The organism is Collimonas sp. NPDC087041 (assembly GCF_044745265.1).
GTDB lineage: Bacteria > Pseudomonadota > Gammaproteobacteria > Burkholderiales > Burkholderiaceae_D > Collimonas.
Window position 1 is genome coordinate 228,732 of record NZ_JBIUZX010000005.1, and the last position, 23,814, is coordinate 252,545.

Below are 23,814 nucleotides of genomic sequence, written 5' to 3' on the forward strand. Positions count from 1 at the left end.
TATTGCTTCCGCTCGGCGCGCTCCTCTGGCAAGCCCTGGCCGCGCGCTACACATTGCGAACAGCTTATTGCATCGAGAGAATCAGTGCTGGCGCCCTGCTTCGCTGTTGCGCACGCGCCCGTCTTCGATGCTGAGCCTGCCTTCGACAAACCAGCGTACCGCAAGCGGATATATCTGATGCTCCTCAACCAGCACGCGCTGCTCCAGCGACTGCTCGGTATCGTCTTCCAGCACCGGCACCACGGCCTGCGCCACGATCGGACCGTGATCCAGCGTGGCGGTGACGAAATGCACGGTTGCGCCATGCACCTTGACGCCGGTCGCCAACGCCTGCCGATGCGTTGCCATGCCAGGAAAACTCGGCAACAGCGACGGATGGATATTGAGCATGCGGCCAGCATAATGCTGGACGAAGGGAGCAGTCAGGATACGCATGAAGCCGGCCAGCACCACCAGATCAGGAGTAAAGCCATCAATCACGGCGCGCAGCGCTGCGTCGAATTGCTCACGATCGGAATAGTCTTTACTGGCCACCACAGCTGTTGCAATCCCCTGGCTGGCGGCAAATTTCAAGCCTTCAGCATCGGCCCGGTTGCTCACCACGGCGGCGATTCTGGCTGGCCATTGTTCGGTTTGGGCGGCGCGGACGATGGCTTCCATATTGCTGCCACGCCCGGAAATCAGGATAACAATGCTTCTCATGGCGCGCATTGTACCCGTTGCAACGCCATTTTTGAGTAAAACCGGCGGCAAAATATTGTGACAAGTATCGCCATCCCCCTGATTTGCAACAACAAATCAGGGCAATCAGATATCGAACGACGCAAAAAATGCGGGTAAAAAGAGAGGGGGCTCAATGCTGCGGTTCGCTCTGCCAGACCTGCCGACATTGCAGCATTGCTACTGAAATGAATAGAAAACGCGAAAGGCAACTTTTTTGCCAGCCCAGAAGTCGGCGCTGTCGCGGAACACATCTAGCAGTATCTCGCGCGCTTCGCGGTCGAATTTCTGGGTGTTCGGCAATTGTTCGATGACCACGATGAAACCCGGTTGCGGACCGGCCTTGTAGGCCAGGTCAGTCAGACAGTCTTTCAAGGCGTCAAAATTCTTGCCGAAATGCCTGGGGAAATGAAAAGCCTGGGCGATATTGGCCAACACCTGCTGTTTAGTCGTCGCTTCCGCACAGTATGCATACAGGAAGTGCTGCCCGAGATGGGCAGCTTCCGCCTGCAGGTCGGTCACACGGAAGGCGCGGATGGACTGCACTACATTTGGCGGTACGGTTTTAAACAAACTCATTTTTCCCTCAGCTAGAGCAATGATGGATTGCTGTTATTTTTAAGGACTAGCGCTAGCTCCGCCGGCTTAACCTACCCGCCGGCGAGATGCTGCGTCAGTCCCGATATCTCAGTCACTCTTGAATGCGTCTGAAAGTTTGATAATGATTGTCAGTATAGTAATACTCGCCAGAAGTCTGGGGATTTCCACCAGCAATGATTCGGCGTGCACCACGATTGCGTGCACGCGGGGTCTTGACCGTGTATTCGTGATAATACCCACGCCGCTGCCTAGGCAACATTCCCTCGTAATTGCCGAATACCACGCCGTCCTTGGCATATGGAAACGGTCCGCCTTGCTTGATAAGGCTCAAGGTAGTCTGCGCTTCCTGCGGCAGTTGATTGACGGGAATCACATCCTGCGGCAACGATTCCCGGGCAAAAACCTGAAAGGAAAGCAGCAAACCAAGCAGAAGCAGCGTCCAGTTACGCATCATGGCGGCAATCAAATCCGGGTTTAGACCAAGGAACTGGCGCTGGGTTGCGTGACTTTTCATTAATTTAATATTTTCCACATGTACCTGATCTGATACCGTAGGGTAACGTGTTGCTGAAAACGAATCAACCCGTATCACCCCGCGCTTTCCCAGTATTGCAATATTTGACAATATTGCCAGAACAACCAGCCAAAAAGCTAGCTCGCGGGACGATCTGCGAAAAAATTCACCACTTCGTCACGACGTTCCAGGGTATCGCGCTGCCCCATGCGAATCAACTCACGCGTATAGCCGGACTCGAATAACAGATAAGAGGCCAGGCCGCCGCCGCGGCTTTCGGTCGCCCCCAAACCACCCAACAAAGTACGGATCGGCAGCGGCAGGCTGGAAAAATGCTTGGTTGCGATATCGTCGATTTGCTCCGACGGTGAAATGATCAGCATCTCAATCGGCTTCAACGGCGTGCGCTCGCGCTGCTCTTCGGTAAGGAACGACAGCGTGTGATTGATCCGCTCCAGGCGCTCGATATCCACCGCCAGGCCATCCAGGAAAATACTGGATAGCGCATGGCTGGCGATTTGCGCCAGGCTTGGATAGCGGGCAAACGTCGGCGCATCCGATGGCGCTTCCTGGCGGCGGCCGGCGCCGACCACCAACACCTTGCTGGCGCCGAGGTGAATCGCCGGTGAAATCGGCGCCAACTGGCGCATCGAGCCGTCGCCGAAAAATTCGCGGCGACCATCGCAATAAATCGGGATCGCCGGAAAGATGAAAGGAATCGCCGACGACGCCAGCAAATGTCCGACGCCGATCTGGTCGCGCACCGCGCGACGCTGGCTACGGGTCCAGCCCTGAATTTCAGTCGCGCTCTGGTAAAAAGTGATGTGCTGGCCGCCGCTATACGATGAAGCGGTGATCGCCAGCGCCTGCAGGCTGCCGTTGGCCAGCGCGGCGTCCAGTCGCTCCAGATCCAGCAGCCGGTGCAATAGCGTAATCAGCGGGGTATTGTCGAGCAAAGAATTCGGCGGATGCGCATGCCATTGGCGCAGCAACCAACCGAATGACAGCAGCGACAGCCAGCGCGCGCCAGAACGCAGCACGCCCAGCGAATCGGCGCGATACACCTGCTCGACCGTGAAATGCTCCCAGACGTCCATCAATTTCTGCACGCCCAGGCCGAAATTATCGACCCGGCAAGCCAGCGCGGTCGCATTGATGGCGCCGGCCGAAGTGCCGCAGATGATGTCGAATGGATTGCGCTCCGGCGCCCAGCCCTGCTCGCGCAAGATTGACGCCACCGCATCCATCACGCCGACCTGGTATGCGGCGCGCGCACCACCGCCAGTCAGGATGAGGCCGGTTTTTTGTGTTGTCTCCATGAGTGACTAGAGTAACAGAGGGAGAATCGGATTTGTAGGGAAGCGGTCACAAGAAAACGTAAAAAGGGGCAAACACCTGCGGCATCGTGCTGCCGTCGGTATTCACCCCTACGTTGCAGACGCGTCGCCCTACGTCAGCGGATACTTACCTCGACTCGGCGCGCTTCAGCGTTATCGCCGCTGCCGGTGGTGACCTGGGGTTTCTCCAGCACGATGGCATCGTCGGCAATGCCAGCAATCAGAAGCAACGCTTTCACACTCTTGGCACGCTCCTTGGAGATCTCGTCGTTCTTGACCGGATCGCCGGTGGAATCGTGGAAACCGCTCAAGACGATTTTCGCATCACTTCTGGCTTTGGCGGCGGCAACGATAGCCGCCAGTTTATCGGCGGTATCGGCCGGTGCGTCTGCCTTGCCCGAATCAAAATAGATGACTGCGGTAGGCACCGCCACCACCACGCCGGTGGCTGCACCGGCGCCATTGCTGTCGGCCGCACTTGGGGCCGGCGCGACTGCGACCGGCACCGGCACCAGTACAACTTCCTTGCTGCCTGCCGTGGCCTGGTTCAGCCCGGCAGCTGGCAGCAGTGGCACCAGCAACAGCGCCACAATATTGATGATCTTGATCAGAGGATTAACCGCCGGCCCGGCGGTATCCTTGTACGGATCGCCAACGGTGTCGCCGGTCACTGCCGCCTTGTGCGCCTCAGAACCCTTGCCGCCGTGGTGGCCGTCTTCAATGTATTTCTTGGCGTTGTCCCAGGCGCCGCCACCGGTGGTCATCGATATCGCGACGAACAAGCCGGTCACGATGGTTCCCATCAACAAACCGCCCAAAGCTGCCGGGCCAAGTATCAGGCCGACCAGGATCGGCACCACCACTGGCAGCAGCGATGGGATGATCATTTCCTTGATCGCCGATGAGGTCAGCATGTCGACCGCCTTGTCGTATTCCGGCTTGCCGCTGCCGTCCATGATGCCTTTGATGTCGCGGAACTGGCGTCGTACCTCAACCACCACGGCACCTGCTGCACGGCCAACCGCTTCCATCGCCATCGCGCCGAACAGGTAGGGAATCAGGCCGCCGATGAACAGGCCGACAATCACCAGCGGATTCGACAAATCAAACAATGTGCTCTTGCCAACCGAATCCAGCGCATGCGTGTAATCGGCAAACAGGACCAGCGCTGCCAGACCGGCAGAGCCGATGGCATAGCCTTTGGTGACAGCCTTGGTGGTGTTGCCAACCGCATCCAACGGATCAGTAATGGCGCGCACCGAATCGGGCAAGCCGGACATTTCGGCGATACCGCCGGCATTGTCGGTAATCGGACCGTAGGCATCCAGCGCCACGATGATGCCGGCCATCGACAGCATCGACGTCGCAGCAATCGCGATACCGTACAAGCCGCCCAACCAGTAGGATGCCAGGATCGCCACGCACACGGCGAGCACCGGATAGGCAGTCGACTTCATCGAAACGCCCAGGCCGGCAATGATGTTGGTGCCGTGGCCGGTGGTAGAGGCTTGCGCAATGTGGCGCACCGGTTTGAAATCAGTGCCGGTGTAATACTCGGTGATATACACCATCAGGCCGGTCAGCACGATGCCGATCAGGGCCGAACCCATCATCGGTACTTGCATCGGCGCCGGCAGGATCAACCAGGTCACCACCACAAAGCCTATCAGGCTCAGGATCGCCGCCCACCACAGGCCGGTGTACAGCGCCGACATGATTTTCTTGCCCTCTTTGGCTTTCACCATCGTGCAGCCGATGATCGACGCCAGGATCGACACGCCGCCCAGCGCCAGCGGATACAGCACCGCCTGCATTTCGGCTCCGCGGATCAACAGCGAACCGAGCAGCATCGTCGCGATCAGCGTCACCACATAGGTTTCAAACAAATCGGCCGCCATGCCGGCGCAGTCGCCGACGTTGTCACCGACGTTATCGGCGATCACCGCCGGATTGCGCGGATCGTCCTCGGGAATGCCGGCTTCCACCTTGCCCACCAGATCGGCGCCGACATCCGCGCCCTTGGTGAAGATGCCGCCGCCGAGACGGGCAAAAATCGAGATCAGCGAAGCGCCGAAGGCCAGCCCGATCAGCGGCCGGATGACGTCATGCAGCGACACGCCTAAAGGCGCAGCGAACGATACCAGCCACAGGAAGAATAGCGTCACGCCCAGCAAACCCAGGCCGACCACCAGCATGCCGGTGATGGCGCCGCCGCGAAACGCGACGTTGAGCGCCGGCCCCATGCCCTTGGTGGCAGCCTGCGCGGTGCGCACGTTGGCGCGCACCGAGACATTCATGCCGATGAAACCGCATGCGCCCGACAGCAGCGCGCCGATCAGGAAGCCGATTGCCGTCACCAGGCCAAGGCCGGGAATCACTGCAATCACGATGAACAGCACCACGCCGACGATGGCGATGGTGCGGTATTGGCGCGCCAGGTAAGCCGCTGCTCCTTGCTGGATCGCCGCAGCGATCTCCTGCATGCGCGGGTTTCCGGGATCCTGCTTCAATATCCAACTGCGCGAAACCAGTCCGTAAATGACCGCAACAATCCCGCAAGCAACGGCAAACCATAGACTTGATGCCATGTTGACTCCTCCTGTTTTGGAACGACTATCACGACAAAGTAAGACAAGCACACAACTTCACTGGCTGCCGGCGCCAATTGAACGCCGGCCTTTCTGGCCAATACTGCGTAATGCAAAACTTTTCGTCGCCCTTTTATTGTCGGAGACTTGCCTGGGCTGGCGTTGATGGCTGGAGTACTGCAGCCGCATCGGACGCACGGCTATTGCATATTTCAAATTTGTGACTTGGCCAATGGAAAAGAAGCCTTGGTAAATTCTGTCGCAGAAACAAAAAAAGGACAATAAAAAAGCGGACCTGAGTCCGCTCTTTCTTATGCTTCCAACGCCGCAAATGCGCTGTCGCGTATTTGCTCGACCGGACCAACACCGGCAATCTTGCGATATTTCGGTGCGCCGGGCCGACCCGACTTGGCCCAATCGCCATAGTAATTGACCAGCACTTCGGTCTGTTCATGGTAGACCGACAGGCGCTTCTTGACGGTTTCTTCCTTGTCGTCGTCGCGCTGGATCAAGTCTTCGCCGGTCACATCATCCTTGCCTGGTACTTTTGGCGGGTTGTATTTGGCGTGATAAGTACGGCCGGACGACAAATGCACGCGACGGCCGCTCATGCGTTCGATGATGGCGGTATCCGGCACATCGATTTCCAGCACATAGTCGATCATCACGCCGGCATCCTTCATGGCATCTGCTTGCGGAATGGTGCGCGGAAAACCGTCGAACAGATAGCCGTTGGCGCAATCCGCCTGTTTCAGTCGGTCCTTGACCAGGCCGATGATAATGTCGTCCGATACCAGGCCGCCGGCGTCCATCACCTTCTTCGCTTCGATGCCGAGCGGAGTTCCAGCCTTGACTGCTGCGCGCAACATGTCGCCGGTAGAAATCTGCGGGATGTTGAATTTCTCTTTAATGAAAGTCGCTTGCGTGCCTTTACCGGCACCAGGCGCTCCTAAAAGGATGAGGCGCATGTTAAGTCCTAAGGTGAGTTTGTGAAATTGATTGTGGCGACGGCGCGCTACATGGTGTGCGCAGCAACGTCTCCCGATATGCTTTTATTTATATCACGCTATCTTTGCATGAAACTTACCATACAATTTTACCAAACAGCCAGTTCGCAACACTATTTCTATTTTCATATCGATTATGGGCAAGGCGAATTAGCGCGCCGCGGCGGCGCTTAAACACTGCCCGGCGAAGCGCCAAATGCATGCCTGACCCGCTCCAGATCTTCCGGTGTATCGACGCCGACGGCCGGCGTCGAAGCCGCGATATGCACTGCGATCGCGTAGCCGTGCCACAACACCCGCAACTGTTCCAGCGCCTCGATCTGCTCCAGCGGCGATACCGCCAAGGTTGGATAAGTTTGCAAAAAACTATTGCTGTAGGCGTACAGGCCGATGTGTCGCAACGGTTGATAAGCCGCCGGCAAGCTCTGTTGTGTCTGCGCAAAACCGTCGCGGTGCCACGGAATAGTTGCTCGTGAAAAATACAAAGCGCGTCCGGCCTGGTTCAACACCACCTTGACCACATTCGGATTGAAGGCATCGGCGGCAGCATCGATAGCGTGCGCGGCAGTCGCCATCGGCACTTCGGCGCTGATCAGCGCCGCGGTTGCCGCGATCAAGGCCGGATCGATCATCGGCTCGTCGCCCTGCACATTGACCACCACCGCATCAGCCGCCAACCCCAGCGCCGCCGCCACTTCCGCGATGCGATCGGTGCCGGACGGATGATCGGAACGGGTCAGGCGCGCGGCAATTCCGTGCTCGGCACACACCGCCAGGATTTCAGCATGGTCGGTTGCGACGATGACTTGCGCCGCGCCAGACAACGCTGCGCGTTCGGCGGTGCGCACGATCATCGGCTTGCCGCCGATATCGGCCAGCGGCTTGTTCGGCAGGCGGGTAGACGCCAGGCGTGCGGGGATGATGACGGTGAACGGCATTGACGGTTTCACAATATCGATGAGATGACTTAGAGCGGAGCGGCTGGTGTAGCCGGTTCCGGCGGTGCGTTCATGTCGCGTGCCTGGTCGGCCCACATGATTGGAATGCCGTCACGGATCGGGAAAGCCAGTTTATCGGCGTTACAAATCAGTTCCTGGGCTTTCTTGTCGTATTGCAGCGGACCTTTGCAGATCGGGCAAACCAGGATATCAAGCAGTCGGGTGTCCACGGAGTTTCTCCAGAATTTGATGTATTTGATGCGACAGCGCCGGATCGATCTGCGCCGTCACCGGCACAACCCAGATACGCGGGTCATGCTTGATGGTTTCTATTTGCCGACATTTTACTGCATCCTTTTCGGTGATCAGGATCAGATCGACCGTCAGGGCGGCAAAAGGATTGTCGGAAAAATCATAATGATCGGGCAAGGCGAGCGCTTCGAACACCAATCCGGCCGCGCTCAGCATCGAGAAAAAGCGTTGCGGATTGCCGATGCCGGCGGCGGCGGCCAGGCGCAACGCCGGATCGCGCAGATCGGACAGCGAGCGTACTTGTGCCGGATCGGCCAACTGCACGGCATGTTCACCCGCCAGTTGCATGCGGATGGATGCAGCCGGCATCGACGACGGGATCGACGCTGCGTTCACTATCGTAAAGTCGCGCCGGCGCGATGCCGGTTCGCGCAGCGGCCCGGCTGGCAGCAGCCAGCCATTGCCGACGCCGCGTGAATCGAACAGCATGATTTCAATATCACGTTGCAGGCGGTAATGTTGCAAGCCGTCGTCGGACAAGATCAGGTTGACTTCAGGATGCGCCTGCAGCAGCGCCTCGGCGGCGGCAACCCGGTTGCGGCCGACCACCACCGGACATTGTCCGTGCGTAGCAATCAGCAGCGGTTCATCGCCGACTTCAGCGGCGAGCGAAGTTGCGCTGACATGCTGCACCGATGGTTTTCCATCCGTAGATGGCGCGGCATAGCCACGCGAAATCACGCCCGGTACATAACCAGCCTGGCGCAGCATCTGCACCAGCCAGATTGTCAGCGGCGTCTTGCCGGTGCCGCCAACGAAAATATTGCCGACCACGATCACCGGCACCGGCAGGCGCGTACTGCGCAACCACCCCGCCGCATACAGAGCGCGGCGCAGTGCGCCAATCAGCCGGAACAGCAACGACGGCGGCCACAGCAGGCAAGCCAGAATCCCGCGCCGCTGCCAGGCAGCGCCCAGGATCGATTCGGTAGAGTTACGGACCGTTGGCTTACTTGTGGCCACTGGTCTGTGCGGCAAACGTGATCTTGTCGAAACCGGCCAGACGCGCCGCTTCCAACACATTGATCACGGTCTGGTGCGTAGCCATCGCATCGGCATTGATGATCACGACCGGATCGGCTTTACCCGAAGCCGACTGGGTATCGCCCTGGGCTGCGCTCTTCAGGTCGAGCGCCAGCGCTGCGGCATCCCTGGATGAGACCTGCACGTTGTTGATCGCGTACTGGCCCTGCGGATTGACCGCCACATTGATCTCGAACGGCTGCTGCATTGCCTTGTCGGCATCGGCCGTCGGCAAGGTAATCTGCAGCGCAGTGAATTTACTGTAGCTGGTGGTGACCATCAGGAAGATCACGATCACCAACAGTACGTCGATGAACGGGATCAGGTTGATTTCGGGGTCGTCGCGGCCCTTGCCTTTACGGAAATTCATATTATTTACGCGCGCCGTGAACGGTATCGACAAACTTCACCGCCTGCTGCTCCATATCGACGATGAAGCCATCCACCAGTGCGCGGAAATGACGATAGAAAATCAGCGCAGGCATGGCGATCGCCAGGCCAAAGCCGGTGTTGTACAGCGCCACCGAAATACCGTGGCCGAGTTGCGCCGGATCGGCGCCGGCGCCGTTGGTGGCACCGAAAATCTCGATCATCCCGACAACCGTTCCGAACAAGCCCATCAGGGGCGCCAGCGAAGCAATCGTACCGAGCGTGGTCAGGAAACGTTCCAGCTCATGTGCCGTGGCCTGCCCTGCTTCTTCGATCGACTCTTTCATGATTTCGCGCGGCACGTCAACGTTGCGCAAACCGGCAGCCAGCACTTTACCCAGCGGCGAATTGGTTTCCAAATTGGTCAGGACTTCGGCGTTGATCTTGCCGTTGTGATAAACCCGGATCACTTCCTGCAACAGTTGTGGCGGCAAAATGCGCGCCCGGCGCAGATAAACGAGACGTTCGATAATCAATGCGGTGGCAATGATGGAGGCAATGAGCAACAACCAGATCGGCCAGCCCGCTGCTTGAATAATGGCAAACAAAAGAAACTCCTTGGTGAAGTCGAGATCGATAGCGACTGAAGCAAATGAGGGGTTCACCTGCATGGATGCAGAATGTAACTTGTTGAGGCGTTGCGAGCAAGCATGAGCAGCGTCGAAACGCATGAATTTACACGGATATTTCACAGTGACGGCATGACTTCGCAAGTTCCACACACATTATGTGAGCAAGGTTGTGGATAAGTGCCGCAATCAATACTGAAGCCCATGATTTAAAAGGATTTTTTTGCACTGCTCGAAAAACGGGCAGAATTTTCCGACGCCGTACGATAAAAGTTCTCCACAGATTTTGGGGATAACTTTGTGAACAAGCGCACTGGATTCACACGAAGTCCTTGATTGGAAAGAAGTTTTCACCCGTGTGACGGATCGAGTCAAATGCGCGTCAAACCGCGGTTTATAGGTGATTCAGAGTCCCTTCGGCATCTCTTCATGGTTGTTTTGGCATGACGACATCTGCGGATATCCACAGCGCCGCACACATTGAGAGTTACCCACAGATTATGTGGATAAGCTTGTGTGCAAGCGCACTGCAATCGGGACAAGCCTTTGATTTGCATCACTTTTCCATCGATGTGCAGCGACTGTGCTTTACAATGACAGCGCTCCTGACTACTCAGCAAATTGAAAGCGCGCATGAATCTCCCCAACGCCACCGACAACCGCCCCGGCGGACCGCCAGTGCTAACCGTTTCCGGCTTGAACCAGGCGGTTTCGCGGATGCTGGAACGCAGTTTTCCGCTGGCCTGGGTCTCTGGCGAAGTATCGAATTTCAAAAGCTACGCCTCGGGCCACTGGTACTTCACGCTGAAAGACGATGCAGCCCAGGTGCGCGCCGTGATGTTCAAGGGCCGCGCTCAACACGTCGGCTTTGTTCCGCGCGATGGCGACAAGATCGAAGTACGGGCGCTGGTCACCTTGTATGCGCCGCGCGGCGACTATCAACTGAACGTTGAAGCGATCCGGCGCGCCGGCATCGGCAACCTGTATGAAGCATTCCTGCGCCTGAAGGAAAAACTGAACGCCGAAGGCTTGTTCGATCCGGCCCGCAAACGGCCGCTGCCGCCATTCGCCAGATGCATCGGGATAGTCACCAGCCCGCAGGCTGCAGCGCTGCGCGATATCCTGACCGCGCTGGCGCGACGTGCACCGCATGTCCGCGTGATCCTGTATCCGACGCCGGTGCAAGGCGACGGCGCTGCGGAAAAAATTGCGCGCGCCATCAACACCGCGGCCGCCCGCGCCGAGTGCGATCTGCTGTTGGTGTGTCGCGGCGGCGGCAGCATCGAAGATTTGTGGTCCTTCAATGATGAAGCCGTGGCGCGCGCGATTGTCGCGGCGCCAATGCCGGTGATTTCCGGCGTCGGCCACGAAACCGATTTCACGATTGCCGACTTCGCCGCCGACCTGCGCGCCGCTACCCCAACCGCCGCCGCCGAACTGGCTACCGTATCGCGCGCCGATTGGCTGGCGACGCTGGAAGCGCATGCCGACGACCTGACCCGCGCGATGCAGCGCCGGCTCAGCGAAGCCAGCCAGACTCTCGATTGGCTGAGCCGGCGCCTGGCCAGCCCGGCCACCACCATCGCCCACGAACGCCTGAAACTGCAAAGCCTGCAAGCCAGGTTGCAGCACGCCACCCGCATCCCGCTGACGCAATCGCGCTATGCGCTGCTCAACCTGCGCACCCGCTTGTCCGCACAAATACCTGACAGCAGCGCGCCGCGTAACCGGCTGCTCGAACAAAGCCGCCGCCTGAACAGCGCGTGCCTGGCGCACAGCCGACTCGGCCGGCAAACGCTGGCAGCGCTCAACGCCCAGCTGGAATTACTCAATCCGCAACGCACGCTGGAGCGCGGCTACGCCATCGTCTCCGACGCCAAGGGCCACGTGATCCGCACCCCGCTGGGGTTGCAGCCACGGCATTTCGTTACAGTGCAATTGGCAGAAGGCAGCGCCAAGGTCGGCATCGACAGTGTGCAGCCGGCTTTAGATTAGATAGAAATTAGTAAAAACAATAGAAATCGTAAGGTCGCTGCATGGAATGGATAAAGGGCCTTACAATAGCTCTCCCGGAAGCTGTTCTCACGAAGCAAGTAGCAATACGACAGATTCTTGTACTCCCAATAAAACTATAGGAAGGACGCACACCATGGCACACACTCTCCCACCTCTGCCGTACGGTCTGGATGAACTGGCACCGCACATCTCCAAGGAAACCCTGGAATTTCACTACGGTAAGCACCATCAAACCTATGTGACCAACCTGAACAACCTGATCCCAGGTACCGAATTCGAAACTGCCTCCCTGGAAGATATCGTCAAGAAATCGTCCGGCGGCATTTTCAACAATGCAGCGCAAATCTGGAACCACACTTTCTACTGGCACAGCCTGGCGCCGCAAAGCAAAGGTGGCGGCAGCGCACCAACCGGCGCATTGGCAGATGCGATCAACGCCAAGTGGGGTTCGTTCGACAAGTTCAAGGAAGAACTGACCAAGACTGCAGTCGGCACTTTCGGTTCCGGCTGGGCCTGGCTGGTGAAAAACGCCGACGGTTCGCTCGGCCTGGTGTCGACTTCCAACGCCGCCACTCCACTGACTACCGACGCTAAGCCACTGATCACTGTCGACGTCTGGGAACACGCTTACTACATCGACTACCGCAATGCCCGCCCAAAATACCTGGAAGCATTCTGGGCATTGGCTAACTGGGAATTTGCTTCGAAGAATTTCGCATAACAGACCATTCGTTATGGCCGCCCAGGAATAAAAGACTGAGCGGCACGCAAGCAAAAAAGCGCTTACTTCATCGTAAGCGCTTTTTTTTGGCGTTTTTTTACCGTCCCTCACCGCTCCTGTTGCCAACCAGCCTCATGTGCATTCAAGGCTGAAGGTGGCAGATCGAAATGCGGAGGTGTTTCCGACATGTGTTCGGCCGGCGCGATCGCGCTGATTTCTCCATAGGACGACATCATCGTCTGCCGCCATTGATCCACTTCAGCCTGACTGAGGTCGGCATATTGCAGGCCATCGGCAAGTCTCGGCATGGACTGCAACCAGCGGCCGGTCTGCGCCAGCGAAACCCGCACTCGCCAGCCACCGCCCTCCGTGGCCCGTCTGCGCAATGCAACCATGGCACAGAAAGCCGCCAAGTAGCCGGTGGCATGGTCAAGCGCCTGACATGGTAGCTTGCCGGGCTGGTCGCTGCCTGCGGCCTGCCCCTCTTCCCAGGCAATACCGGTGGCCGATTGCACCAAGCTGTCGAAGCCGCGCCGCTCGGCCCATGGACCGGCATGGCCGTAGGCGGAAAGGCGCACTTCGATCAGCCCCGGCCGCAGCGCCTGCAAAGCTTCGCCGGAAAAACCGTGGGCGGCGAGTGCGCCGGGCCGGTAAGCATGCAGGAAAACATCGGTGCCTCGTATCAATTCGCGCAGGCGCTGACGCCCAGCTTCTCTGCGCAAATCGAGCTGAGCGGCGCGCTTGCCGCGGCCATTGTCGATCACCAGCGTCGGGATGTTCGGCAAGTGCGCGGCGCCAATCGCCAGCACTTCGGCGCCGTGCTGCGCCAGCGTGCGGCCCGCCACCGGCGCCGCGATCACACGCGACAGGTCGAGCACACGCACGCCGCTGAGTGGTCGTGGTCCAGGTTGCGGCAGTTCAGGAACGCTGTCGGCGACACGTTCAATCTCGAACAAGGGCAGCGTGGCAATCGCCGCAGCCTGCGGATGCGCCAGCCATTCATCGGGACTGCGCACCAGCGCGGCAACCATGCCCTCTTGCGCCAACCGCGCATCGAGTTCACTGGCCTGCCAACCGGCGATAGCGGCGGCCACGGCAGCGCGGTTGTCGGCGCATTGCAGGACCCGTAATACACCGTCGCGGTGATGCGAAAAATTGGTATGCAACTGTATCCAGCGGCCGTCGCCAGCCTGATAGTAGCCGGCGATAGGACTCCAGGGATCGGCCGGCGATTTGCCGTCTATCTGCAGATAGCGTTCGCTGCGGAAGATGGCAAGCGCGTGGCGCTGGTCGAGCGTGATGGTTTGTCGGCGGCCGCCGCGCAGATGCCAGAACTGCGCCGCCGCTAGCGCCTGCGCACCGATGGTCGCCGCGGCCAGTGCGCCAACCTGGAATTGCGATGGCAGCTGCGCCGCCGGGTTGAGAAAACTGAGCTGCTCCAAGGCTTCTGGAGCGCCGCCTGCGAGCTGCCAGAGTTTGCCTGCCAGCCGTCCTGCCATGTTATCTGTTTGCATGATCGTCCTTATGAGAAGTAACGATTCAGTCTAGAATTTGGCTGTCGGCCGCGTCAATCTTGATTGCGGCAATCCATACAAAGAAATTTCCCGATGAAGAAATTGCTTAGCGCCGCCGAAGCCGCAAGCCTGCTAGGTGTCAGTGCCGCCACGCTGTATTCCTATGTAAGCCGCGGCATGCTCAGCTCGCTGCCGGGCAAAGGAGAGCGCAGCAAACTGTATCCGCGCGACCAGGTGCTGCGCCTGGCGGCGCGGCGCAAGGATGGCCGCCAGGCCGGCCATAGCGTGGAGCAGGCAATCGACTGGGGCAAGCCGATCCTGGAATCGCGCATCACCCTGATTGAGCATGGCGTCATCCGCTACCGCGGCCACGACGCCATGAAGCTGGCACGCAGCGCCACGCTGGAACAGGTCGCGCTGATCTTGTGGGATAGCGGCACGGATTGCTTCGACGGCGCCGCCCCCATCATCGATCTGCAGGGCTGGGCAGCCATGCGCCAGCCGTTTGCCGACTGCCTGCCGCTGCAACGCGCCGCCGCCTTGCTGGCGGCCGCCGCGCCGATCTTGCCGCCATCTGGACAGCTGGCAGACGCTGCGCAACTGATGCGCTTGCTGGCGGCGGCGCTGCTGGATGCCGACATCAGCACGACACCCTTGCATGAGCAATGCTGCGAGGCTTGGCATCTCAGCCTGGAACACGCGGACCTGGTGCGGGCAGCGTTGATCGCCTGCGCCGACCATGAACTGAATGTTTCCACGTTTACCGTGCGCTGCGTGGCCTCGACCGGGGCGCCGTTGCCGGCGGCACTGTTGGCGGGACTGGCAGCGCTTTCCGGCCCGCGCCATGGCGGCGAATCACTGCGCGTGTGGGCCATGATCGACGCCGCCATGGCCAGCGACAACATGCCGGGCTTACTACAGCAATGCCTGAGCGAGCCCGGCCTTGTCCTTGGCTATGGAAGCCGACTGCCGGGTTTCGGCCATCCCTTGTATCCGCAAGGCGACCCGCGCGGACACATGCTGATCGAGATGCTGAAGACGCAGACAGACAACGCCAGCGTCGCCGCGCTGCTGGCGATCGCCGAGGCGGCCAGCGAGCTGACCGGACACGCACCGAATATCGACTTTGCGCTGGCCGCGGTCGAGCATGCCTTCGGCCTGGCGCGCGGCGCTTCGCAAACCCTCTTCGCACTGGGCCGCTGCGCCGGCTGGATCGCCCATGCCAATGAGCAGGCGGCGAGCGGCCAGTTGATCCGGCCGCGGGCACGCTACGTAGGATCGTTTGATTTTCTGGATTAGTTCGGCGCGGGCCGGGCAATCGCCCGCCACAACATCTTGAACAGCGCATTCGCCTGTAGCGCCAGCGGCTCTCTCTCGCCGCGCATGGTGTGCATGTGCACCAGCCGTTCCAGGATGCCGATGAAATAATCCAGCAGGATTTTTTCATCGACCTCGTCGGTGAGGACACCTTCAGCCCGGCCATCGGCCAGGGTTTTCATCAAGACTTCCATCATTTCCGGCTGCCGGAAAGTACGGTCGCGTCCCCATGCGCTGATCTGTAGCGAGTTCATGATGAGCAGGCTGACTTTCGGATTGCGGTCGAAGAAATCCAGCACCACCCAGAACACCTTGCGCAGCTTGTCCTGGCAGCTTTCGATTCCTTGCAGGTGATCGAGCATGCGCGATGCCAACGTGCCTAGCCAGGTTTCAAGACAGGCAAACAGCAACGCATCCTTGCTGCCGTAGTATTTATAAATTGTCTGCAACGATACGTTGGCGGCGCTGGCTATTTCGCCGAACCCGACGCTGCGGAACTCGCGTTCCGAAAATAAATCGAGCACTGCTTCCTCGATCCGCTGTCGGATCACGGGCTTGAGCAAGGAGCGGTCCAATACACTTTTCTGTTTTTCCGATGACATGAATTTGCTATTTGTGTAATTAATATTACCGTCTTGTTGGCGCCCAGTGCGCGGCGGGTTTAGAGTGAACTATCAATTGACGCTGCCTGTCCCACCCACTACAGTGGGTGTTCAGCATAAATCAAACATAACCGTAAGTGTAATTTTCATTACACAAACATACAAGCCGGAGACGCTATGACTGACGCCTATATTTTCGATTCCGTACGCACGCCGCGCGGCAAGGGCAAGAAAGATGGCAGCCTGCACCAGGTAACGCCGATCAATCTGCTGGCCCAGTTGCTGCATGCGCTTCAAGAACGCAACCGGCTTGACACTTCTCTGGTTGACGATGTGGTGCTGGGCTGCGTGACGCCGGTCGGCGAGCAAGGCGCAGATATTGCGCGCAGTGCCATCCTGTATGCCGGCTGGGATCAATCGGTGGCGGGTGTGACGCAATCGCGTTTCTGCGCCTCTGGGCTGGAGTCGATCAACCTGGCGGCGATGAAGGTCATGTCCGGCCAGGAACAACTGGTAGTTGCCGGCGGCGTCGAAAGCATGTCGCGCTGGCCGATGGGATCGGATGGCGGTGCCTGGTTCATGGATCCGCGCGTCAACCAGGGCACCGGCTTCGCACCGCAAGGCATCGGCGCCGACCTCATCGCGACGCTGGAAAATTTCTCCCGCGCCGATGTCGACAATTTTGCGCTGCAATCGCAACAAAAAGCGGCACTGGCCCGTGCTGAGGGTCGTTTCAACAAATCGCTGATTCCGGTAAAAGACTTGAACGGCATGCTGATCCTGGATCACGACGAATACATCCGCGCACAAACCACGCTGGAGAATCTGGCGGCATTGAAGCCGGCGTTCGAGCAGATGGGGCAAATGGGCTTCGACGCCACCGCCTTGCGCAAATACACGACCGTCGAAAAAATCAACCATGTGCACCATGCAGGCAACTCTTCGGGAATCGTTGACGGCGCGGCACTGGCGCTGGTCGGCAGCAAGGAAATGGGCGTCAAGCTCGGGCTCAAGCCACGAGCGCGGATCGTCTCGGTCGCCGTCACCGGTTCGGAGCCGACCATCATGCTGACCGGCATCGCTCCGGCGGCGCGCAAGGCGCTGGCCAAGGCCGGCATGGGCACCAGGGATATCGACCTGTTTGAAATCAACGAGGCGTTTGCCGCTGTCGTGATGCGCGCCATCCGCGACCTCGACATCGACCCGCAGCGCGTCAACGTCAATGGCGGCTCAATCGCCATGGGGCATCCGCTGGGGGCTACCGGCGCCATCATCCTCGGCACCGCACTCGACGAGCTGGAGCGCAGCGGAAAATCCACCGCATTGATCTCGCTGTGCGTCGGCGGCGGCATGGGTATCGCCACCATCATCGAACGAATTTAAGTATTGTGGGACGGAGTTTAGGAGCCACCGTAGCGTGGCGAATGACTCTGTCCTCAACTGATCAAGGGAAAAGGTCGAATTGCGAAGAAACGCAAAAAACCAGTCCACACCTCTGAGTGACGCAGTGCTCTAAGCAAACAGCTTTACTCCAACATCTCAGGAAGCCATATCATGAGCATAACCATACAAAGAGACACCGACAATATCGTCACCCTGCTGCTTGACATGCCGGGGCGTTCGATGAACGTACTGAATGAAGCGTTGACCACACCATTCATGGCGGCGATTGCCGACATTGAAGCCGACCCGACTATCGCCGGCGTCATCATCACCTCCGGCAAGGCGGATTTTGTCGCCGGCGCCGACATCGAAAAATTGTTCCAGATCACCGAAGCCCAACCCGCATTCAATCTGGTGCAGGAATTCAAAGGTTTCCTGCGCCGCCTGGAGCAATGCGGCCGGCCTGTGGTGGCGGCGCTCAACGGCACTGCGCTGGGCGGTGGACTGGAGCTGGCGCTGGCCTGCCATCATCGGATTGCGATCAATAATCCGAAAGCGAAATTCGGCCTGCCGGAAGTCAAGCTGGGTCTGCTGCCCGGCGGTGGTGGCACGCAACGCCTGCCGCGCCTGATCGGTATCCAGAATGCGTTGCCGCTGATGTTGGAAGGCAAGGAATTGCGTGCAGAAGACGCGTTGCAGCAAGGGATCATCCAGGAACTGGCGACTGACAAGGAAGACTTGCTTGCGAAGGCCAAGGCATGGTGCCTGGCACACCCCAAGGCGACGCAGCCGTGGGACGACAAGAAATTCCGCTGGCCTGGTGGTGACTCGAAAACCCCGGCCAATGCCCAATTGTGGTCGATCGCACCATCAATGGCGAGCGCCAAGACGCATGGCAATTATCCGGCTGTCACCAATATCCTGAGTTGCGTATTTGAAGGCGGCATTGTCGATTTCGACACTGGCTGCGAAATCGAATCGCGCTACTTCGTCAACTGCGCATTGTCGCCGGTCGCCAAGAACATGATCGGCACGCTGTGGTTCCAGTTGAACGCGATTAACAAGGGCAAATCGCGCCCCGAGGGTTTCGCACCTTCACGCGTCAGCAAGGTTGGCATACTGGGCGCCGGCATGATGGGCGCCGGCATCGCCTATGCATCGGCCAAAGCCGGCATTGGCGTAGTGCTGCTGGACAGCAGCATCGAAGCTGCCGAGAATGGCAAGAACTACTCCACCAAACTGCTCGACAAGGCGCTAAAGCGTGGCCAGCAAACTGCGGCCGGCAAGGAGTCACTGCTGGCTCTGATCAAACCGACCGTCGACTTCAACGACCTGGCCGGTTGCGACTTGATCATTGAAGCAGTATTCGAAGACCGCCAGGTCAAAGCCGAGGTCACCAGAAAGGCCGAAGCGATCATCGGCACGGATGCCGTCTTTGCCTCCAACACCTCCACTTTGCCGATCTCTGGCCTGGCGCAAGCCAGTTCGCGTCCGGCCAATTTCATCGGCCTGCATTTCTTTTCCCCGGTCGACAAGATGCCTTTGGTGGAAATCATCATCGGCGAACATACCAGCCCGCAGACGTTGGCGCGCGGCTTCGACTACGTACAGCAAATCAAGAAGACCCCGATCGTCGTCAACGACTCGCGCGGCTTCTACACTTCGCGCGTGTTTGGCACTTACGTGATGGAAGGCTTGAAACTGCTGATGGAAGGCCAGCATCCGCGCGCTATTGAGATGGCCGGCCTGCAAGCCGGCATGCCGGTCGGACCACTGGCGTTGCATGACGAAATCAGCCTGTCGCTGTCATGGCACATCTTGCAGCAAACCCGCAAGGATTTTGCCGCCGCCGGCAAACCGTTCGCCGGCCATCCAGCCGATGCCGGCCTGGAAAAAATGGCGAAAGAACTGGACCGCAACGGCAAGAAAGCCGGCAAGGGATTCTACGATTACCCGGCAAATGAACCCAAGCACCTGTGGCCCGGATTGCAGCGGGCATTCCCGCTGGCATCGCAGCAATTGCCGCAAAAGGACATGATCGAGCGGATGATGTTCGTGCAAGCCAATGAGGCCGCCAAATGCTATGAAGAAAAGGTGATGCTGAGCGTGGCCGACGCCAACATCGGCAGCATTTTCGGTTGGGGCTTTGCGCCGTTCCAGGGCGGTGCGCTGCAGTATATCAACGCCTACGGCGTGGCCAATTTTGTCAAACGCGCCAACCAGTTGGCGGAACAATTCGACGCCTATTTTGCGCCAGCAAAAATACTGGTGCACATGGCCGAACAAGGGAAGAAATTCGAATAGGGTCTTGCGTGTTCGTTGCACCGCTCTTCGTCAATTGCCGATGAAGAGCGGCTATTCAGAGTGTTGGTCTGGATTTTTTCAATCTTTATGCGGCCGGAAATTTACTGGCGTCAAACAGCGACGGAATCCGCTGCGCCAGCATCATGTCGCCCTTCAATTTCAGCTTGCCGCTCATGAATGCCATGGCGCCGTTCAGCTCGCCCTTCAGCAATGCTTTCAGATCGTCGTCCGCCATCGTCAGCGCCACATCGGGCGCATCGGCAACGCCGTCATGCGCGCTGCATGTGCCATCTTCGATGCGCAGGTACATCGGGCTCGAAATATCAAACTGGATGGTGTTTTTCATATTTGCCGCAGCGTCAGCCTTCAGGCAGGCCGGCATGAGTTTGATGATGTCGTTGACTGTCATGTGTTTTCCTCTAGTTATAATAAAAAATCTGATCTTTTAACGGTGCTTCTTTGCGTCAGAAATCCTGATTCAAATTGCTGACGCCGCGGACAATCGCCGTGCACACTATCCGCATCGCTAAACTTGATCGGCAAATCCAGCAGCGGTTTGCCATCTTCGTTGCGGATCAGGCCGCGCGCCTTGACTTGCGGATTATCGAGTGCTTCCTGCGGACTGTAGATGCCCGACACGCAACAGTCGCGATCGGCCAGCAGCAACTCCCATTCGTCGCGCGAGCGAGTACTGAACAAGACTTCCAGCGCGTTACGCAGTGCGGCGCCGTTCGCTGGTAATCCCGCTAATTCCGGCTTGCCGACGGCCTGACAGAAATTCAAAAAGAACTTGGGCTCCAGCGCCGCCATGGCGACATGCTTGCCGTCGGCACACGCATAGATATTGTAATTGGCCAGGCCGCCACTCAGCATATCGCTGCCACGCTGCGCGCTCTGGCCAGCGCTACGAATGGTGGCCAGCGATAGTGCCTGCAAGGCCAACGTGCCGTCAAGCATGCCGACATCGACCAGGGTTCCCTGCCCCGATGCCCGCGCACCAATGACAGCAGCGAGTATGCCCAACGCGCAAGTCAGCGCGCCGCCGGCCAGGTCGGCGCTTTGGAAGTTCGACAGCACCGGTGGGCCGCCGGCGACACCGGTTTGTTCCAGCACGCCGGCGTAAGCGCAGTAGTTCATGTCGTGCCCGGCGCGATCCTTGTAGGGACCGGTCTGACCATAGCCGGTGAGCGCCGCGTACACCAGGCGCGGGTTGATCAACTTCAACTGCTGGTAACCGCAGCCGAGCTTGTCCATCACGCCCGGGCGGAACGATTCGATCACAACATCGGCATCCTCAACCAGCTTGTGGAAGGCGGTCACGGCTTGCGCTTGGCGCAAATCAAGCGTCACCGATTTCTTGCCGCGATTGACCAGCGTGAACAATTCCGGCGCCAGCATGCGGGCGTAATCCCCGCCCTGCGGTTCCTCCAGCTTGATCACCTCGGCGCCTAACTGCGCCAGGTAAAAACTGCAAAACGGCCCAGGCAGCAGACGTGTCAGATCCAGTATGCGTATCCCGGACAGGAGAGGATTGCTCATCGCATCGGCCGATTTGTCTGGCGCCGGCAGATCAGTTCTTGCCTTGCCCGAACGGCGACGCCACACCCTGCAGAATCGACATCAGCGATTCGCCGATGCTCTTCGGATACGTGGCTTCATTGAAGTCGCCGATCTCCGCCCATTTTTCCGCAACCTCTTCGGGACCGAACGACTTGCCCTGGAAATGATGGCCCACTGTACGTTCCCAGCGCAGCTTGGCATGGAAACCGGCGCCGACTTCGAACAAGCTGCCGCTTTCCTCGCAGCTCTCATGGGACAAATAAGCCGCCAACGGCGCTACGTACTCCGGCTTCAACGCTTCCAGCATCTGCGGCGGCATCACCGTCTCGGAGATACGCGAGCCGGCCAGCGGCGCGATCGTGTTGACGCGGATGTTCTTCGAAGCGCCTTCGATGGCCAGGGTGTTGGCCATACCGATCAGGCCCATCTTGGCCATGCTGTAGTTGGTCTGGCCGAAATTGCCGTAGATGCCAGCCGCCGAGGTGGTCATGACGATCCGGCCATAGCCCTTGTTGCGCATATGCGGCCAGGCCGCATGAGTGACGCGGAAAGCGCCCAGCACGTGGACGCGGTAGATCAGGTCCCAATCGTCGGCGCTCATTTTGGCGAAGCTGCTGTCGCGCAGGATGCCTGCGTTGTTGATGACGATATCGATACCGCCAAAGTGGTCGAGTGCAGTCTGCACGATACTGCCGCCGTCCTCCACCGAGTCGTAGTTGGCGACCGCGTTGCCTCCTGCTGCCTTGATCTCCGCCACCACCTGGTCCGCCGCTGCACTAGACTTGCCGCCGCCGTGGACATCGCCACCGAGGTCGTTGACCACCACGCTGGCGCCGCGCGCGCCCAGCAACAGCGCATGCGCGCGTCCCAATCCATTGCCTGCGCCGGTGACAATCGCCACACGGCCGTCGTAACGCAATTCATTTGCCATGATCTAAATCTTTATGAGTTGAAAACGAGTTAAAAATTTATTCTTGAAAACTGTCCGAATTCAGACACTATAAGCAACAAGGTGACTTTCCGCCAAGCCCGCATCAAATGTTCCGCGAAATGATCTCTTTCATGATTTCATTGGTGCCGCCGTAGATGCGCTGGGCGCGGGCGTCGATGAAGGCGCGCGCAATCGGATATTCCTGCATGAAGCCGTAGCCGCCGTGCAGTTGCAGGCACTGATCCAGCACCTTGCCTTGCAGGTCGGAGCACCAGTACTTAGCTGCTGCTGCGGCATCCACCTGCAGTTCGCCCTTGACCTCCAGCTCGACGCAGCGATCAACAAACACGCGCGCGATCTGCAATTCGGTTTTCATTTCAGCCAGTTTGAAGCGGGTATTCTGGAACGACGACACGGCACGGCCGAAAGCTTGTCTGTCGCGGGTGTAGGCGATGGTGACATCGAGCATGGCTTCGGCATTGGCGACCGAGGTAATCGCAATCAGCAGGCGCTCCCAAGCCAACTCTTGCATCAGCATGGAAAATCCGGCGCCGACTTCGCCAATGATATTGCTCTTGGGGACGCGCACATTTTCGAAGAACAGCTCGCAGGTATCCTGCGCCTTCATGCCTATCTTCTTGAGCGGCTTGCCTTTGCTGAAGCCGGGCCGGTCCGCCTCGATCACCAGCAGCGACACGTTCTTGGCGCCGCGCGCCTTGTCGCCGACCTTGAGCGCCACCACCACCATGTCACTGTTGTAGCCGTTGGTGATGAAAATCTTGGAGCCGTTGACGATGTAGTCGTCGCCATCCTCGATGGCATTGGTCTTGATCGATTGCAGGTCCGATCCGGTGCCTGGCTCCGACATGGCGATCGCGGTGATCGCCTGGCCAGCCGCCATTTTCGGCAGCCAGGCCTGTTTCAGCTCCTCGCTGCCGTAGCGCAGCAGGTAAGGCGCCACGATATCCGAATGCAGTGGCCAACCAATGCCGGAGGCATTCGCCCTCGCCAGTTCTTCCAGCACGATGGTGCTGAACTTGCGATCAACGCCGGAACCGCCATAATTCTCCGGCATGTTGGTGCATAGGAAACCCAAGGCGCCGGCGCGCTGCCAGATATCGCGATCGACAAATCCCTGCTCTTCCCAGCCGGCGTGACGCGGCATGACCTCGGTTTCAACGAAACGACGAAAGCTCTGGCGAAACTCTTCGTGATCGGCATCGAACAACTGGCGGGGAATCATGCGCGACTCCCGGATACAAAGCTGAAATCGGCACTGGAATCGTGCAAAGTATGGTGAGTGGACGCGTGGCGCATTGAGTCTCCTGGTATTTTTATTGCGTAATTTAAATTACACTTTATCGAATTGATACCGCAAAATCGCTCGATCGATGGTAGGTAAGGATTTCTTGGATGTCAATCTTGAAGC

The 23,814-nt window shown here is 58.7% G+C and carries 22 protein-coding genes; 5 read left to right on the top strand and 17 right to left on the bottom strand.

Annotated features, from left to right (window positions below; translation table 11 throughout):
* Positions 1 to 81 precede the first annotated feature (81 nt).
* From purN to ACIPF8_RS11630, 11 genes are all read right to left on the bottom strand, one after another.
* Positions 82 to 711: a phosphoribosylglycinamide formyltransferase gene (gene purN / locus ACIPF8_RS11580; protein ID WP_400421021.1), complete on the bottom strand. Its 630-nt coding sequence runs from the start codon at positions 709 to 711 to the stop codon at positions 82 to 84.
* 189 nt (positions 712 to 900) lie between these two features.
* Complete coding sequence (locus tag ACIPF8_RS11585) at positions 901 to 1,299, bottom strand: barstar family protein (protein WP_400421023.1); 399 nt, start codon at positions 1,297 to 1,299, stop codon at positions 901 to 903.
* 112 nt (positions 1,300 to 1,411) lie between these two features.
* Complete coding sequence (locus ACIPF8_RS11590; protein WP_400421310.1) at positions 1,412 to 1,774, bottom strand: ribonuclease domain-containing protein; 363 nt, start codon at positions 1,772 to 1,774, stop codon at positions 1,412 to 1,414.
* Between the two features lie 197 nt (positions 1,775 to 1,971).
* Positions 1,972 to 3,153 (bottom strand): patatin-like phospholipase family protein, encoded by a 1,182-nt coding sequence (locus tag ACIPF8_RS11595; protein ID WP_400421025.1) that lies wholly within the window; start codon positions 3,151 to 3,153, stop codon positions 1,972 to 1,974.
* 134 nt (positions 3,154 to 3,287) lie between these two features.
* On the bottom strand, positions 3,288 to 5,759 hold the full coding sequence (locus tag ACIPF8_RS11600) for a sodium-translocating pyrophosphatase (protein WP_400421027.1): 2,472 nt from the start codon (positions 5,757 to 5,759) through the stop codon (positions 3,288 to 3,290).
* Between the two features lie 311 nt (positions 5,760 to 6,070).
* Positions 6,071 to 6,727 carry an adenylate kinase gene (gene adk / locus ACIPF8_RS11605; RefSeq protein WP_400421029.1) on the bottom strand — a complete coding sequence of 219 codons (657 nt, stop codon included), beginning with the start codon at positions 6,725 to 6,727 and terminating at the stop codon, positions 6,071 to 6,073.
* A gap of 209 nt (positions 6,728 to 6,936) precedes the next feature.
* Positions 6,937 to 7,704 carry a 3-deoxy-manno-octulosonate cytidylyltransferase gene (kdsB, locus tag ACIPF8_RS11610; RefSeq protein WP_400421031.1) on the bottom strand — a complete coding sequence of 256 codons (768 nt, stop codon included), beginning with the start codon at positions 7,702 to 7,704 and terminating at the stop codon, positions 6,937 to 6,939.
* A gap of 29 nt (positions 7,705 to 7,733) precedes the next feature.
* Positions 7,734 to 7,934 (bottom strand): Trm112 family protein, encoded by a 201-nt coding sequence (locus ACIPF8_RS11615; protein ID WP_400421033.1) that lies wholly within the window; start codon positions 7,932 to 7,934, stop codon positions 7,734 to 7,736.
* The gene (gene lpxK / locus ACIPF8_RS11620) at positions 7,915 to 8,979 is read right to left on the bottom strand and encodes a tetraacyldisaccharide 4'-kinase (RefSeq protein ID WP_400421035.1); all 1,065 of its coding nucleotides are present in this window, start codon (positions 8,977 to 8,979) and stop codon (positions 7,915 to 7,917) included. The genes ACIPF8_RS11615 and lpxK overlap by 20 nt, the downstream gene beginning before the upstream one ends.
* Complete coding sequence (locus ACIPF8_RS11625) at positions 8,966 to 9,409, bottom strand: biopolymer transporter ExbD (RefSeq protein WP_061534071.1); 444 nt, start codon at positions 9,407 to 9,409, stop codon at positions 8,966 to 8,968. The genes lpxK and ACIPF8_RS11625 overlap by 14 nt, the downstream gene beginning before the upstream one ends.
* 1 nt (position 9,410) lies before the next feature.
* Positions 9,411 to 10,016, bottom strand: a complete 606-nt coding sequence (locus tag ACIPF8_RS11630; protein WP_400421037.1) for a MotA/TolQ/ExbB proton channel family protein — start codon at positions 10,014 to 10,016, stop codon at positions 9,411 to 9,413.
* Between the two features lie 654 nt (positions 10,017 to 10,670).
* Between ACIPF8_RS11630 and xseA the strand changes: the two genes are divergently transcribed.
* Both xseA and ACIPF8_RS11640 read left to right on the top strand, forming a co-directional pair.
* The gene (gene xseA / locus ACIPF8_RS11635) at positions 10,671 to 12,032 is read left to right on the top strand and encodes an exodeoxyribonuclease VII large subunit (protein WP_400421039.1); all 1,362 of its coding nucleotides are present in this window, start codon (positions 10,671 to 10,673) and stop codon (positions 12,030 to 12,032) included.
* A 154-nt stretch (positions 12,033 to 12,186) separates the two neighbouring features.
* Positions 12,187 to 12,774, top strand: coding sequence for a superoxide dismutase (locus tag ACIPF8_RS11640; protein ID WP_400421041.1), 588 nt, complete (start codon positions 12,187 to 12,189; stop codon positions 12,772 to 12,774).
* A gap of 107 nt (positions 12,775 to 12,881) precedes the next feature.
* On the opposite strand, the gene ACIPF8_RS11645 is transcribed toward ACIPF8_RS11640, so the two are convergent.
* Complete coding sequence (locus tag ACIPF8_RS11645; RefSeq protein WP_400421312.1) at positions 12,882 to 14,273, bottom strand: CoA transferase; 1,392 nt, start codon at positions 14,271 to 14,273, stop codon at positions 12,882 to 12,884.
* 108 nt (positions 14,274 to 14,381) lie between these two features.
* Between ACIPF8_RS11645 and ACIPF8_RS11650 the strand changes: the two genes are divergently transcribed.
* On the top strand, positions 14,382 to 15,587 hold the full coding sequence (locus tag ACIPF8_RS11650) for a citrate synthase family protein (RefSeq protein WP_400421043.1): 1,206 nt from the start codon (positions 14,382 to 14,384) through the stop codon (positions 15,585 to 15,587).
* On the opposite strand, the gene ACIPF8_RS11655 is transcribed toward ACIPF8_RS11650, so the two are convergent.
* Positions 15,584 to 16,207: a TetR/AcrR family transcriptional regulator gene (locus ACIPF8_RS11655; protein WP_400421045.1), complete on the bottom strand. Its 624-nt coding sequence runs from the start codon at positions 16,205 to 16,207 to the stop codon at positions 15,584 to 15,586. The two genes, ACIPF8_RS11650 and ACIPF8_RS11655, sit on opposite strands and share 4 nt — an antisense overlap.
* Positions 16,208 to 16,384: 177 nt before the next feature.
* Between ACIPF8_RS11655 and ACIPF8_RS11660 the strand changes: the two genes are divergently transcribed.
* Positions 16,385 to 17,590, top strand: coding sequence for an acetyl-CoA C-acetyltransferase (locus tag ACIPF8_RS11660; RefSeq protein WP_400421047.1), 1,206 nt, complete (start codon positions 16,385 to 16,387; stop codon positions 17,588 to 17,590).
* Positions 17,591 to 17,761: 171 nt separating this feature from the next.
* Complete coding sequence (locus tag ACIPF8_RS11665; RefSeq protein WP_400421049.1) at positions 17,762 to 19,894, top strand: 3-hydroxyacyl-CoA dehydrogenase NAD-binding domain-containing protein; 2,133 nt, start codon at positions 17,762 to 17,764, stop codon at positions 19,892 to 19,894.
* Positions 19,895 to 19,979: 85 nt separating this feature from the next.
* Here ACIPF8_RS11665 and ACIPF8_RS11670 read toward each other — a convergent pair whose 3' ends face one another.
* The 4 genes from ACIPF8_RS11670 to ACIPF8_RS11685 all read right to left on the bottom strand — a co-directional run bounded on the left by ACIPF8_RS11670 (position 19,980) and on the right by ACIPF8_RS11685 (position 23,628).
* Complete coding sequence (locus tag ACIPF8_RS11670) at positions 19,980 to 20,303, bottom strand: SCP2 sterol-binding domain-containing protein (protein ID WP_400421051.1); 324 nt, start codon at positions 20,301 to 20,303, stop codon at positions 19,980 to 19,982.
* Positions 20,304 to 20,317: 14 nt separating this feature from the next.
* Positions 20,318 to 21,433 (bottom strand): CaiB/BaiF CoA transferase family protein, encoded by a 1,116-nt coding sequence (locus ACIPF8_RS11675; protein ID WP_400421053.1) that lies wholly within the window; start codon positions 21,431 to 21,433, stop codon positions 20,318 to 20,320.
* A gap of 31 nt (positions 21,434 to 21,464) precedes the next feature.
* Positions 21,465 to 22,385 (bottom strand): SDR family oxidoreductase, encoded by a 921-nt coding sequence (locus ACIPF8_RS11680; RefSeq protein WP_400421055.1) that lies wholly within the window; start codon positions 22,383 to 22,385, stop codon positions 21,465 to 21,467.
* 103 nt (positions 22,386 to 22,488) lie between these two features.
* Positions 22,489 to 23,628 carry an acyl-CoA dehydrogenase family protein gene (locus tag ACIPF8_RS11685; protein WP_400421057.1) on the bottom strand — a complete coding sequence of 380 codons (1,140 nt, stop codon included), beginning with the start codon at positions 23,626 to 23,628 and terminating at the stop codon, positions 22,489 to 22,491.
* Positions 23,629 to 23,814: the final 186 nt, after the last annotated feature.

Bases quoted from the DNA above. Each gene is read 5' to 3' on its own strand.
- ACIPF8_RS11650 (WP_400421043.1), top strand. From the start codon at position 14,382: ATGAAGAAATTGCTTAGCGCCGCCGAAGCCGCAAGCCTGCTAGGTGTC.
- ACIPF8_RS11625 (WP_061534071.1), bottom strand. From the start codon at position 9,409: ATGAATTTCCGTAAAGGCAAGGGCCGCGACGACCCCGAAATCAACCTG.
- purN (WP_400421021.1), bottom strand. From the start codon at position 711: ATGCGCGCCATGAGAAGCATTGTTATCCTGATTTCCGGGCGTGGCAGC.
- kdsB (WP_400421031.1), bottom strand. From the start codon at position 7,704: ATGCCGTTCACCGTCATCATCCCCGCACGCCTGGCGTCTACCCGCCTG.
- ACIPF8_RS11660 (WP_400421047.1), top strand. From the start codon at position 16,385: ATGACTGACGCCTATATTTTCGATTCCGTACGCACGCCGCGCGGCAAG.
- ACIPF8_RS11595 (WP_400421025.1), bottom strand. From the start codon at position 3,153: ATGGAGACAACACAAAAAACCGGCCTCATCCTGACTGGCGGTGGTGCG.
- ACIPF8_RS11645 (WP_400421312.1), bottom strand. From the start codon at position 14,273: ATGGCAGGACGGCTGGCAGGCAAACTCTGGCAGCTCGCAGGCGGCGCT.
- adk (WP_400421029.1), bottom strand. From the start codon at position 6,727: ATGCGCCTCATCCTTTTAGGAGCGCCTGGTGCCGGTAAAGGCACGCAA.
- ACIPF8_RS11665 (WP_400421049.1), top strand. From the start codon at position 17,762: ATGAGCATAACCATACAAAGAGACACCGACAATATCGTCACCCTGCTG.
- ACIPF8_RS11685 (WP_400421057.1), bottom strand. From the start codon at position 23,628: ATGATTCCCCGCCAGTTGTTCGATGCCGATCACGAAGAGTTTCGCCAG.
- ACIPF8_RS11670 (WP_400421051.1), bottom strand. From the start codon at position 20,303: ATGACAGTCAACGACATCATCAAACTCATGCCGGCCTGCCTGAAGGCT.
- xseA (WP_400421039.1), top strand. From the start codon at position 10,671: ATGAATCTCCCCAACGCCACCGACAACCGCCCCGGCGGACCGCCAGTG.
- ACIPF8_RS11590 (WP_400421310.1), bottom strand. From the start codon at position 1,774: ATGATGCGTAACTGGACGCTGCTTCTGCTTGGTTTGCTGCTTTCCTTT.
- ACIPF8_RS11655 (WP_400421045.1), bottom strand. From the start codon at position 16,207: ATGTCATCGGAAAAACAGAAAAGTGTATTGGACCGCTCCTTGCTCAAG.
- ACIPF8_RS11600 (WP_400421027.1), bottom strand. From the start codon at position 5,759: ATGGCATCAAGTCTATGGTTTGCCGTTGCTTGCGGGATTGTTGCGGTC.
- ACIPF8_RS11585 (WP_400421023.1), bottom strand. From the start codon at position 1,299: ATGAGTTTGTTTAAAACCGTACCGCCAAATGTAGTGCAGTCCATCCGC.
- ACIPF8_RS11680 (WP_400421055.1), bottom strand. From the start codon at position 22,385: ATGGCAAATGAATTGCGTTACGACGGCCGTGTGGCGATTGTCACCGGC.
- ACIPF8_RS11675 (WP_400421053.1), bottom strand. From the start codon at position 21,433: ATGAGCAATCCTCTCCTGTCCGGGATACGCATACTGGATCTGACACGT.
- ACIPF8_RS11640 (WP_400421041.1), top strand. From the start codon at position 12,187: ATGGCACACACTCTCCCACCTCTGCCGTACGGTCTGGATGAACTGGCA.